The organism is Lutibacter sp. A64 (assembly GCF_022429565.1).
In the GTDB taxonomy this organism is placed as follows: Bacteria; Bacteroidota; Bacteroidia; order Flavobacteriales; family Flavobacteriaceae; genus Lutibacter.
Map to the genome: position 1 here is coordinate 2,996,211 of NZ_CP092487.1, position 11,811 is coordinate 3,008,021.

8 protein-coding genes are annotated in these 11,811 nt (G+C 30.4%); 5 read left to right on the forward strand and 3 right to left on the reverse strand.

Features of this window, described 5'->3' with window-relative positions:
* Window positions 1-37: 37 nt before the first annotated feature.
* The 4 genes from gdhA (MKD41_RS12280) (at window position 38) to dinB (ending at window position 7,357) form a co-directional block, all read left to right on the forward strand.
* Entirely contained in the window at window positions 38-1,381 is a 1,344-nt protein-coding gene (gdhA, locus tag MKD41_RS12280) for an NADP-specific glutamate dehydrogenase (protein WP_240245036.1), read from the forward strand.
* 96 nt (window positions 1,382-1,477) lie between these two features.
* Window positions 1,478-4,534 carry a PEP/pyruvate-binding domain-containing protein gene (locus MKD41_RS12285; RefSeq protein ID WP_240242583.1) on the forward strand — a complete coding sequence of 1,019 codons (3,057 nt, stop codon included), beginning with the start codon at window positions 1,478-1,480 and terminating at the stop codon, window positions 4,532-4,534.
* 178 nt (window positions 4,535-4,712) lie between these two features.
* A complete protein-coding gene (gene gdhA / locus MKD41_RS12290; RefSeq protein WP_240242584.1) occupies window positions 4,713-6,050 on the forward strand; it encodes an NADP-specific glutamate dehydrogenase in 1,338 nt (445 codons plus the stop codon).
* A gap of 212 nt (window positions 6,051-6,262) precedes the next feature.
* Window positions 6,263-7,357, forward strand: coding sequence for a DNA polymerase IV (dinB, locus tag MKD41_RS12295; RefSeq protein WP_240242585.1), 1,095 nt, complete (start codon window positions 6,263-6,265; stop codon window positions 7,355-7,357).
* 86 nt (window positions 7,358-7,443) lie between these two features.
* Here the strand turns inward: dinB and MKD41_RS12300 are convergent, their stop codons facing one another.
* Both MKD41_RS12300 and MKD41_RS12305 read right to left on the reverse strand, forming a co-directional pair.
* The gene (locus MKD41_RS12300; RefSeq protein WP_240242586.1) at window positions 7,444-7,950 is read right to left on the reverse strand and encodes an acyl-CoA thioesterase; all 507 of its coding nucleotides are present in this window, start codon (window positions 7,948-7,950) and stop codon (window positions 7,444-7,446) included.
* A gap of 66 nt (window positions 7,951-8,016) precedes the next feature.
* Window positions 8,017-8,949, reverse strand: coding sequence for an SPOR domain-containing protein (locus tag MKD41_RS12305; RefSeq protein ID WP_240242587.1), 933 nt, complete (start codon window positions 8,947-8,949; stop codon window positions 8,017-8,019).
* A 96-nt stretch (window positions 8,950-9,045) separates the two neighbouring features.
* Between MKD41_RS12305 and dprA the strand changes: the two genes are divergently transcribed.
* Window positions 9,046-10,149: a DNA-processing protein DprA gene (gene dprA, locus MKD41_RS12310; RefSeq protein ID WP_240242588.1), complete on the forward strand. Its 1,104-nt coding sequence runs from the start codon at window positions 9,046-9,048 to the stop codon at window positions 10,147-10,149.
* Between the two features lie 53 nt (window positions 10,150-10,202).
* Here dprA and MKD41_RS12315 read toward each other — a convergent pair whose 3' ends face one another.
* Entirely contained in the window at window positions 10,203-11,750 is a 1,548-nt protein-coding gene (locus MKD41_RS12315; protein ID WP_240242589.1) for a sulfatase family protein, read from the reverse strand.
* Window positions 11,751-11,811: the final 61 nt, after the last annotated feature.

Below are 11,811 nucleotides of genomic sequence, written 5' to 3' on the forward strand. Positions count from 1 at the left end.
ATATAAAAACAGAAAAAGATAAATTATGGATGCAAAAATGGAATTAAAGATTAAAAATTTTATGGACTTGGTAAATGTTAGAAGTCAACATGAACCTGAATTTTTACAGGCAGTAGAGGAGGTTGCCGAAGCTATTATTCCATACATTGCAAGCCAGCCACATTATAGTGGTAATAATCTTTTATTGCGTATGGTTGAACCAGAAAGGGTAATAATTTTTAGAGTTCCCTGGGTAGATGATACGGGAGAAATTGTAGTTAATAGAGGTTTTAGAATAGAAATGAATTCTGCAATTGGGCCTTATAAAGGTGGTTTGCGTTTTCATCCTTCAGTTAACTTAAGTATTCTTAAGTTTTTAGCATTTGAACAAGTATTTAAAAACGCACTAACTAATTTACCATTAGGAGGTGGAAAAGGAGGTTCAGATTTTGATCCAAAAGGAAAATCTGATGATGAAATTATGCGTTTTTGCCAAAGTTTTATGGGTGAATTATTCCGTCATATTGGTCCTAATACCGATGTGCCTGCTGGTGATATGGGTGTTGGAGCAAGAGAAATTGGTTATATGTTTGGAATGTATAAAAAGTTACGTAACGAATTTACAGGAATTTTAACTGGTAAAGGTATGTCTTGGGGTGGCTCTTATATTCGTCCAGAATCAACAGGTTATGGTACCGTTTATTTTGCGCAAAGTATGTTGGGTACAAGAGGCGATACTTTAGAGGGTAAAACAATTACTATTTCAGGTTCTGGAAATGTTGCACAGTATGCTTGTGAAAAGGCTACAGAATTAGGTGCTAAAGTTGTAACCTTGTCAGATTCTTCAGGTTATATTTATGATAAAGATGGTATAGACGAAGAAAAATTAGCGTTTGTAATGGAGCTAAAAAACGTAAAAAGAGGACGAATTAGCGAATATGTAACAGCATATCCAAAAGCTCAATTTTTTGAAGGACAAACACCTTGGAGTGTTCCTTGTGAAGTGGCAATGCCTTGTGCTACACAAAACGAGTTAAATGAAGAAGCGGCTAAAACATTATTAAGTAATGGCTGTTTTGTGGTTAGTGAAGGTGCAAATATGCCTTCTACACCAAAAGCGGTAGAAGCTTTTCAAGCAAAAAGAATATTGTATGCTCCAGGTAAAGCCTCAAATGCAGGCGGTGTTGCAACTTCTGGTTTAGAAATGAGTCAGAACTCTATACGTATAAAATGGACACGTGAAGAGGTAAATGAAAAACTTAAAACTATTATGAACGAAATTCATGAATCTTGTATTCAATACGGTAAACAAGAAGATGGTTACATAGATTATGTAGTTGGGGCAAATATTGCAGGTTTTGTTAAAGTAGCAGATGCAATGCTTGCACAAGGTGTTGTTTAAATAAATTATAGTGTTAATAAAAAAAGGGCTGCTGTAAAGCAGCCCTTTTTTTATAGGTATATAATACAAAATATAGAAACTAAATTTATATATTGTATGTCAATAAACAAAGGAATTAAAATGGAAAAAAAGACATTGCCCAATTTAAAATCGTATGCATTTGAAGAGGTTGCCTTTGATAAATTAATGCAAAATAGAATTAGTCAAGTATTAATAGTTTGTTCTAACTACGACTATTATATGCTTGAAGAAGATGGTAGAATAGATGAGCGAATTTTTAATGAATATACATCGTTAAATTTAAGGTATCCTCCTAACTTTATTCACGCAAATTCTGCTAAAAGAGCCATTAGAATGATGGCTGAACATAAAGTAGATATTGTAATTACTTGGTTAGATATTGGTAATTATAAAGCTTTTGAAACTTCAAAAAAAATAAAGGAAGCTTTTCCAGATGTGCCAATTGCAGCATTAAGTCATTATTCTTCAGAACTAAGAAGTAAATTAGAAAAAGGAAATACAGGAATTATAGATTTTGTTTTTCATTGGAATGGAAATGTAGATATATTTTTAGCCATTATTAAATTAACTGAAGATAGAATGAATGCAGAATTAGACATTAATTCTATAGGTGTTAAAGCCATATTGTTAGTCGAAGATTCATTAAAATTTTATTCCAGATATATTCCACTTATCTATAAAGTTATTCTTAAGCAAACTCAAAGAATAATGTCTGAAGGATTAAACGAGCATAGAAAAATGCTATTAATGCGCGGACGACCAAAAATTTTATTGGCCACAACTTTTGAAGAAGGTATTAGTTTATTTAATAATTATAAAGAAAGCTTATTAGGTGTAATATCTGATGTTAATTATATTAAAGACGGAGTTAGAAACAAAGAAGCAGGTTTTTTATTTTTAGATTATGTTAGAAGTTTTAAACGCTATTTTCCTTTTTTAATTCAATCTTCCGATGCTAATAATGAAAAACGAGCATTAGAACTTAAAGGTAAATTTTTATACAAACATTCAGAAACTCTAGGGGTAGATATAAAAAATTATATAGTAAAGTATTTTTCGTTTGGAAATTTTGAATTTTGGGATCCTATTCAAATGAAAGTCTTGGCAACAGTTAAAGATTTAAATGAATTTCAAAAAGCATTGTACGTTGTAACTGAAGATTGTTTAAAATATCACGCAATAAGAAGCGAATTTTCAAAATGGATAAAATCTAGAGCACTTTTTCCTTTAGCAGATTTATTTAGCAATATAGAATATGATGATTTTGAAGATGAACTAGAAATTAGAGACTTTTTAATTAACTCTATAAAAGCATATCGCGTTTATAGATCTAGAGGGGTAATTGTTAAGTTTGATAAACATAAATACGATGAGTTTGTTGGTTTTGCAAGAATTGGAGAAGGTGCATTAGGTGGAAAAGGAAGAGGTTTAGCTTTTATAGATTCCTTTTTAAAACGAAATAATTTATACAATAAATACGAAAACGTAAGTATAACCATACCAAGAACTGTTGTAATAAGTACCGAAGTTTTTGATCAATTTATTGAAACCCATAAGCTAATAAAATTTGTTGCCGAAAGTACTAACGATGATGATATTTTAAATGAATTTATTTCTAAAGATTTACCAGAATGGGCTCTTGAAGATATAAAAGCATTTTTAAAAACTACAACCTGTCCAATAGCAATACGTTCCTCAAGTATGTTAGAAGATTCTAATTATCAGCCTTTTGCTGGAATATTTGCAACATATATGGTTCCAAATACCGAAATAGATAAAATGGTTGAAATGGTTTCTAATGCTGTAAAATCGGTTATTGCTTCAGCTTTTTTTGAAAGTAGTAAATTGTATTTAAAAGCTACATCGCATACTATAGAAGAAGATAAAATGGCTGTAATTTTACAAGAAGTTGTTGGTACACAATATAATGATGTATATTATCCAAATGTTTCTGGAGTTGCTCGTTCTATTAACTTTTACCCAATTGGAGATGAAAAACCAAATGAAGGAATTGCTAATATTGCCTTAGGTTTGGGTGAAATAATTGTAGGTGGTGGACAAACATTGCGTTTTTCGCCATACCATCCTAAAAAAGTATTGCAACTGTCTTCACCTGGGTCAACACAGCGTGATACACAACAGTATTTTTATGGTTTAGATGTTAATCCAGAAAGTTATAAAGTTTCAACAAATGAAACTATAAATAAAAAGAAAATATCTATTAGAAAAGCCGAAAATCATGGCTCTTTAAAATTTGTGGCTTCTACGTACGATTTACAAAATAATATAATTAGACCAGGTGTTATGCACGATGGAATTCGTGTAATTTCGTTCGATAATATTTTAAAATACAATACATTTCCGTTGCCTGAAATTTTACAAGAATTACTGCGAGTTGGACAGCGAGAAATGAGAAACCCTATAGAAATTGAGTTTGCCGTAAATCTAGATGTTTCTCCTGGAAGTCCAAAAAAGTTTAGTTTTTTACAAATTAGGCCAATAATGGAAAGTACAGAAACCGTAAGCAAACTACCTAAAAATTTAAAAATTTCAGATACTGTTATTTATTCCGAATCGGCTTTAGGAAATGGGAAATATGAAAATATTTACGATTTAGTTTATGTAAAACCAGAAACTTTTAATTCTGCTAATACACGAGAAATTGCAAAAGCTGTAGATCAAATTAATAAAAAATTTGCAATGTTAAACAAGCCTTATATTTTGGTAGGCCCTGGGCGTTGGGGTTCTAGTGATCCTTGGTTAGGAATTCCAGTTATTTGGCCTCAAATATCTGCAGCAAAAATAATTGTAGAATCGGGATTAAATAATTTTAGGATAGACCCTAGTCAAGGAACTCACTTTTTTCAAAATTTAACTTCATTTAAGGTGGGCTATTTAACAATAAATCCATTTATGAATGATGGCTTTTTTGATGTTGATTACCTAAATAAACACGAAGCAGTTTTTGAAGATACTTATTTGAGACATATTTCTTTTAAAACTTCACTTACAACTATTATTGAGGGTGCAAATAACAAAGCTGCAATTTTTAAAGAGGGAATTTCTATAGATAAAACCAATTTAAATACAGTAGAACCAATAGATGAAATGCCTCCAGAAGGGTTTATGTAAAAATATACATATGATAAAAAAGACGCTTTAAATAAGTGTAAAAATTACATATTAATAAAATAAGAATAAATAAATGTTAAATATTAAAAATTGGACAACTATTGTTACTTGTAATTTAATTTAAAATATGTACTTTTGTTATAAACATTATTCTATAAACGTTATAAATTATATAATTATGAATGTAACAGAAATTTTAACAAATTTGGAAACTAAACATCCTGGTGAAAAGGAATATTTACAGGCTGTTCGTGAAGTTTTAGAATCAATAGAACCAATATATAATGAAAATCCACAATACGAAGCAGCTAAAGTTATTGAACGTTTAGTAGAGCCAGATCGAATTTTAACGTTTAGAATTTCGTGGATAGATGATGCGGGGAATGTTCAGGTAAATTTAGGTCATAGAGTACAATATAACAATGCAATTGGTCCATATAAAGGAGGAATACGTTTACATCCAAGTGTAAATTTAAGTATCTTAAAGTTTTTAGGCTTTGAACAAATATTTAAAAATGCTTTAACAACACTTCCAATGGGAGGTGGAAAAGGAGGCTCAGATTTTAATCCAAAAGGAAAATCTGATACTGAAATTATGCGTTTTTGTCAGGCATTTATGTTAGAATTATGGAGACTTATTGGGCCAAGTACAGATGTACCAGCTGGAGATATTGGTACAGGAGGTAGAGAAATTGGTTTTATGTATGGAATGTATAAAAAACTGCAGCAAGAAAACTCTGGCGTTTTTACCGGTAAAGGTTTAAACTGGGGAGGTAGCTTAATTAGACCAGAAGCAACTGGTTTTGGAGCAGTTTATTTTACTAAAGAAATGTTAGATACTAAAAACGATGATTTTAAAGGTAAAACAATAGCACTTTCTGGTTTTGGAAATGTAACTTGGGGTGTGGCTTTAAAAATTACAGAATTAGGCGGAAAAGTAGTTACCATATCAGGACCTGATGGTTACGTATATGATGAAAAAGGGTTGGATGCAGATAAAATTAATTATTTATTACAATTAAGAGCTTCAAATAATGATATTGTTTCTCCGTATGTAGAAGAGTTTCCAGAAGCTACATTTTATCCAGGTGAAAAACCTTGGGGTGTAAAATGTGATATTGCAATGCCTTGTGCAACTCAAAATGAATTGAATGGTGAAGATGCTGCAAAATTAGTAGCTAATAAAGTGAAATATGTAGCAGAGGTTTCTAATATGGGTTGTACTCCAGAAGCTGTTGATGCATTTCATGATGCTAAAATTTTATACGGACCAGGTAAAGCAGTAAATGCTGGTGGAGTTGGTGTTTCAGGATTAGAAATGTCTCAAAACGCCATGAAATTAAATTGGACTAGAGAAGAAGTAGATGCTAAATTACATCAGATAATGCACTCTATACATACTGCATGTTTAAAATATGGAACAGAAAATGATGGTTACATCAATTATGTAAAAGGAGCAAATATTGCAGGATTTATTAAAGTTGCAGATTCTATGTTAGATTTAGGAGTTGTATAATTAGATTATTTTAAAAAAAAGAAGCTGTCTAAGAGGTAATAAACAATCGTCTTGCTGAATTCAATTCAGTAGCTCATCAAAATTAAAAATAAATTATGATGAGAACTTGAAGTCTATATAGATTAAGGTTGATGAGAGTGTTATTTTTTAGGCAGTTTTTTTGTTTTTTTACTTTTCAAAAATATAATAATCTTAAATTGTACTTTTGAAAAGTGAGTTTAAATAAAACATACCGCAAAATTATTCACGTAGATATGGATGCTTTTTACGCATCTGTAGAACAATTAGATAACCCAGAGTTAAGAGGTAAAGCAATTGCTGTTGGCGGTGGCGGAGAGCGCGGTGTAGTTTCGGCTGCGAGTTATCAAGCTCGTGAATTTGGCGTACGATCTGCTATGAGTGGCGTAATTGCTAGAAAAAATTGTCCGCACTTAATTTTTGTAAAACCTAGGTTTGAAAGGTATAAAGAAATCTCAAAAAAGATTAGAAATATTTTTTATGATTATACCGATTTAGTAGAGCCGCTTTCTTTAGATGAAGCTTATTTAGATGTTACAGAAAATAAAAAAGGGAATCCTTCTGCTAGTTTAATTGCTAAAGAGATTAGAAATCGAATTTTTAATGAGCTACATTTAAATGCTTCTGCCGGGATTTCAAGTAGTAAATTTATTGCCAAAATAGCGTCAGATATAAATAAGCCAAACGGACAAAAAACAATACCGCCAGAGGAGGTAATCTCGTTTTTAGAAGAATTGCCAATCAAAAAATTTTATGGAATTGGAAAAGTAACTGCCGCTAAAATGTACAATTTAGGAATTTTTAAAGGCAGTGATTTAAAATCTAAAAGTGAAGCTTTTTTAACACAGCATTTTAAAAGTTCTGGAGCACATTATTATAAAATTGTTAGGGGCTTGCATAACAGTCCTGTAAAACCAAATAGAGTTAGAAAATCTGTTGCAGCAGAACATACATTCAATACAAATTTAACTTCAGAAATTTTTATGTTAGAGCAGTTAGAACATATTTCTGAAGAGTTAGAACAGCGCTTACTTAAAGCAAAAGTTTCTGGTAAAACAATTACTTTAAAAATAAAATATAGCGATTTTAAAACGCAAACACGCAGTAAAACATTGCCTTATTTTGTAAAAGAAAAAGGGATATTATTAGAAACTGTTAAAGAGTTATTGTATCAAGAAAAAGTATTGAATTCTGTACGTTTATTAGGTATTTCTGTTACTAATTTAAATATTTATTCTAAAAGTAAATCAGAAAAACCAATTGATATTCAATATAAATTTGAATTTTAAAAATAGATTCCTAACCAATTGTTTTTTAATTAGTTATGTGTAATTTGATTGGGTTTTGTTATTGCTGTTTTAGCTATCAATTTTAATTAATGAAAAATAGCTTTTAATGCTTTAGCATCTTGTGGATTCATTTTTCCAGAAAGAATTAAACTTAATTCTTTTCTTCTTAAAGCTCCTTCAAAACGTTTTTTCTCAATATCTGTTTCAGGCTCTAGTTTAGGAACTTTTACAGGTGCTCCTGTAGTATCAACAGCAACAAATGTATAAATACCTTCATTTACTTTAGTGCGTTCTCTAGACTCTCTATCTTCAATCCAAACATCAACATAAACTTCCATAGAAGATTTAAAAGCGCGAGAAACTTTAGATTCAATGGTTACAACACTACCAACGGGAACAGCTTTGTTAAAAGCAACATGATTTACAGAAGCAGTAACTACAATTCTTCTAGAGTGGCGCTGTGCTGTAATACTACAAGCTCTGTCCATTCTAGCTAATAGTTCGCCTCCAAAAAGATTTCCTAACGGATTGGTGTCACTTGGTAAAACAATATCAGTAAGTACTGTTAGAGATTCTTTAGGTGTTTTAGTCATGCCTTTAAATTTTGGTAAATATAAAGTTATTTTATTAAAAAAATAGGAGCGTGTAAATTTTGAGTATTAAAGCTCTTTTACCAATAACCAAGCATCTTTAGAAATGGTTCTTTTAATTTTATTTAAAGTATTAATTGCTTCATTTTTAGAATTTGTACTTAAATAAGAAACCTCTGTAAGGTTCCATTTATTAACGCCTAAAATTTTAGCTTTGTACCCTTTTTTAACCAGTTCATTTAATTTTTTCTCTGCATTTATAGGGTCTCTAAAAGCACCAGCAACTACATGGTAATTGTATGTTTGTTTGGTGACATTTAAAGTAATAGCAGGTAGTGGATTGGCAATAACAAAAGTTGCTTCTTGTATGTTTTTTTCAACTTTTTGTTGCTGTTGTTCAGCTTCAACAACTAAATTATTGTATTCAACCTTTTGGTATTCATTCCAGCCAAGTGTTCCTAAAGCAAAAAGAATAGCAGCACTTGCAGCATATTTAATAAATGCTGGTGTTTTTCTATTGTTTTCTTTAGTTGGTAATACAGGAGCAATAGTTTCTAATTGTTTTACTTTTTGCTTGTATTCTACACGTTTTATAGCTGGTGAGTTGTAAGAATTTAACCCAAAAGAACTTGTTAAATAATTGACAGTATTAGCAGGTTTAAAAATATAATTGCCGTTAGCATTTACTGTAAAAGTTCCTATATTTTCAATAGAAAGCGTTTCATCTTTTAACGTGTTTTTCCAAATTTCAACTTCATTATAAATATATTCCAATGCTTTTACAAATGAAATGTTTTTAGATGAAGCAATGTAATTTGCTAATAAACCATCGTTATTTTGCAAGTTAACATTAAAAGTTAGTTGCTTAGAAGGAGCGTAAAATGTATGTGTAAAATGGTTTACTTTTGCAGAAATTTCGTTACTTACAAAACCCCCAAAATTTGGAACAATTACGCATTCGTATCTGTATAATAAATCGCTTATGTATGTTGCTAATGTCATTAAAACAAATATATAAGAAAAGAGTTGTAAAAATATAGCTTTGCACTAAATTTTATTAACAATAATTTTATATATTGAATTTCAAATTGTTATAAGATGTTTGACGAAGATTTACTATATGTTTTAGCCTTGCAGCGTGTAAAAGGGATAGGTGATATTAACGCAAAAAAGTTAATAGCTCACTGTGGAAGTGCAAAAAATGTGCTAAAAGAGAAGCGGAATGTACTTCAAAAAATAAATGGAATTGGTGCTTTTGCAATGCAACATTTGTTCGATAAAGAAAATTTAAAAGAGGCCGAAATTGAACTGAAATATATAAAAAAGAATAATATTGAAACTTTTTATTTTAAAGATAAAAACTATCCAGAAAAGTTAAAACATTGTATAGATGCTCCAATTTTAATTTTTAAAGAAGGAAATTTCAATCTTTCTAATCAGCCAATAATTAGTGTTGTGGGTACAAGAAAAATTACAAGTTATGGACGTGATTTTTGTGAGAAATTAATTTCAGATTTAAAACCATACAATCCAATAATTGTTAGTGGTTTTGCTTATGGAGTTGATATTTGTGCACATAGGGCTGCGCTAAAAAACGAATTGCAAACCATTGCGGTTTTAGCACATGGTTTTGAAGAAATTTATCCGAAATCTCATAAAAAATATGTAGCAGATATAAATAAAAATGGTGGATTTATAACAGATTTTTGGCATAATGATGAATTGCAACGCGAAAATTTTTTAAAACGAAATAGAATTGTAGCTGGTATTTCTGAAGCTACAATTATTATAGAATCTGCCGAAAAAGGTGGCTCTTTAGTTACTGCAGATATTGCAAATTCTTATAGTAGAGATGTTTTTGCGGTACCAGGAAGAAGCACAGATAATTTAAGTAAAGGTTGTAACGACTTAATTAAAAGAAATAAAGCTGCTATTTTAACTTGTGCAACTGATTTGGTTGAAATGTTAAATTGGGATCTAGAAATTAAAAAAGAAAAACCCATTCAAAAACAATTGTTTGTTGAGTTAGATCCAACAGAACAATTAGTGTATGATTTTTTACTAAAAGAAGGGAAAGAATTGTTAGATATTATCTCGTTAAACTGTAAGTTGCCAGTTTATAAAACGGTTACAATATTATTTAACCTTGAAATGAAAGGTGTTGTAAAACCATTACCCGGAAAAATGTACGAAGCTGTTTAAAATAAAAAAAGCCCACATTTTAAATGCAGGCTTTATTTTACTTAAATAAAAAGTTATTTTAATTCTAATTGTGTAACATTTGTGTAGCCTTTACCTCTAATTTTTTCAAATGCGGTAAGCATTTCTTTTAATTTTTCTGGGTTTTCTTTAGCTAAATTGTTTTGTTGGCTAACATCTTCTTTTAAATTGTATAATTGGTATTCTAAAGAGTTTCCTAATTCAATATTAACTTGTTTATTTACTTTAGGTCCTTTGTATGGAGGAATCATTACCCAATCTCCTTGTCTAAAAGCAGTTTTTGATGTTGCTTCTAAAATCAATTCTTCTCTTCCAACTTTTGAAGTTCCTAATAAAACATCTAATAAATCTTGACTGTCATCTACTTTAATATCGCTATCTACTAAATTAGATAAAGAAGAAAGTAAATCTACTTGAGAAATTAAAGCATTAGATACTGTTGGTTGAATTTTCCCTTTCCAATAAGTGAAAAATGGTACTTTTGTACCAGCTTCAAATAAACTATATTTTCCACCTCTTAATGCTCCTGTTGGTTTATGATTTCCAACTTTTTCAACAGCATCATCAAAATAGCCATCGTTTAATACTGGACCATTATCACTTGAAAAAACAATCAAAGTATTTTCTAATAAATTTTCTTCTTCTAAAGTTTTTATAAACTCTCCAATACACCAGTCTGCTTCTAAAATAACATCACCTCTTGGTCCTAATCCAGATTTTCCTTCAAAACGAGGGTGAGGAGTTCTAGGTACGTGTGGTTGTTGCATAGTGTAAAGTAAAAAGAAAGGTTCGTTTTTATGTTTCCTAACATAATCTTGTGCACCTTTTAAAAAGTAATCAGCCATATCTATATCGCTCCATTTTGCTTTTTCTCCACCTTTCATAAAACCAATTCTTGGTATTCCATTAACAATACTATTATTGTGTCCGTGGTGCCATTTCATGGTAGTTAATTCTGGATTGTCTTTACCTGTTGGCTCTCCTTCAAAATTAGTTTTATAATTTACCTCTATTGGGTCATTTGGATCTAAACCTACAACGTCTCCATTTTCTATATAAACAGTTGGAACACGGTCTTGTGTAGCAGCTAAAATATTTGAATAATCAAATCCAACTTCATTTGGTCCGGGTTTTACGGTTTCATTCCAATTTACATTTCCTGTACCTAAACCTAAGTGCCATTTACCAATAATACCAGTATAATAACCTTTGGTTTTTAACATTTTTGGAATTGTCATTTGTGCGGTATCAATAATTAAAGGTGCTGTTCCAGGTAATATTTTAGCATCTTTATTTCTCCAAGGGTAAACACCCGTTAACAATGCATATCTACTAGGTGTACAAGTTGAAGAAGTTGCATATCCATTAGTAAAACGAACTCCGCCGTTAGCTAATTTATCAATATTTGGTGTCTGTAATTCTGTTGCACCATTTGCACTAACATCTCCATAGCCTAAATCATCGGTATAAATAATAATAATGTTAGGTGGTGTTGTTTCTGCTATTTCTTTTGAAGCGTTTTTAGTTTGACATCCAAACAGAATGCAAACAGTAAAGGTTAGAAGTGTTATTGTTTTTTTCATTTATGTTAGGTTATTTTATTAAATGTAATAAGTACATTTAATTATTAAAAGGTAAATTTAT

Excerpts from the sequence above, each read along its gene's own strand:
- MKD41_RS12305 (WP_240242587.1), bottom strand. The coding sequence starts at position 8,949 with ATGACATTAGCAACATACATAAGCGATTTATTATACAGATACGAATGC.
- gdhA (WP_240245036.1), top strand. The coding sequence starts at position 38 with ATGGAATTAAAGATTAAAAATTTTATGGACTTGGTAAATGTTAGAAGT.
- gdhA (WP_240242584.1), top strand. The coding sequence starts at position 4,713 with ATGAATGTAACAGAAATTTTAACAAATTTGGAAACTAAACATCCTGGT.
- MKD41_RS12285 (WP_240242583.1), top strand. The coding sequence starts at position 1,478 with ATGTCAATAAACAAAGGAATTAAAATGGAAAAAAAGACATTGCCCAAT.
- dprA (WP_240242588.1), top strand. The coding sequence starts at position 9,046 with ATGTTTGACGAAGATTTACTATATGTTTTAGCCTTGCAGCGTGTAAAA.
- MKD41_RS12300 (WP_240242586.1), bottom strand. The coding sequence starts at position 7,950 with ATGACTAAAACACCTAAAGAATCTCTAACAGTACTTACTGATATTGTT.
- MKD41_RS12315 (WP_240242589.1), bottom strand. The coding sequence starts at position 11,750 with ATGAAAAAAACAATAACACTTCTAACCTTTACTGTTTGCATTCTGTTT.